The sequence below is a fragment of the Bowmanella yangjiangensis genome (assembly GCF_017255015.1).
GTDB lineage: Bacteria > Pseudomonadota > Gammaproteobacteria > Enterobacterales > Alteromonadaceae > Bowmanella > Bowmanella yangjiangensis.
Genome location: NZ_JAFKCS010000500.1, coordinates 1 through 556, shown reverse-complemented (window position 1 = coordinate 556; position 556 = coordinate 1). Strand labels below are relative to the sequence as shown.

The window sequence follows — 556 nt, the reverse complement described above, 5'->3', positions numbered from 1 at the left end:
GGAACAGCCAAGAAGCATCAGGCTGACCAGCAGCCCCCTCATTCGTCGCGCTCCAGGAGCGGCAGCAGGTCGTCATAGGCGCCTGCGTTGACCACCCGGCTGTAGCCCAGTGCCTGCAGCTTGTCCTGCGCGAATGAGGAGCGCCGCCCGCTGCGGCAGTACAGCACCAGCGGGCGGTCCTTGTCGGGGGCCACGCTGGCGATGCGTTCCGCGATCCGGTCATGTTCGAGGTTGATGGCGCCGGGCAGGGCGCCGTCGGCGAATTCCTCGGCGCTGCGCACGTCAATCAGCAGGCTGTCTTCGTCTTGCAGCGTTTCGAGTGCGGCAGCCTGGTCCACTTCTGCGGCATGGGCGCCGGCAAGGGTGAACAGGCCGGTAAGGAAGAGAATGGCGAGGCGCATGTCTGGCTCCGGGGCTGGCGAGGGATCGAACTATCTTTGCCCGATGCGGGCGCGCCGTCCAGACGGGGTGTCATCAGGTCATGGGAAAGCACCCGCCCTGTGCCGAGCGCACCACGGCGTCTGCACAGCAGCGGGGTCGTTGCTGGGTCAGCTGA

1 protein-coding gene is annotated in these 556 nt (G+C 66.9%); it reads right to left on the bottom strand.

Features of this window, described 5'->3' with window-relative positions:
- Positions 1–38: 38 nt before the first annotated feature.
- Entirely contained in the window at positions 39–401 is a 363-nt protein-coding gene (locus J0A65_RS25365) for a rhodanese-like domain-containing protein (protein WP_206596991.1), read from the bottom strand.
- Positions 402–556 lie beyond the last annotated feature (155 nt).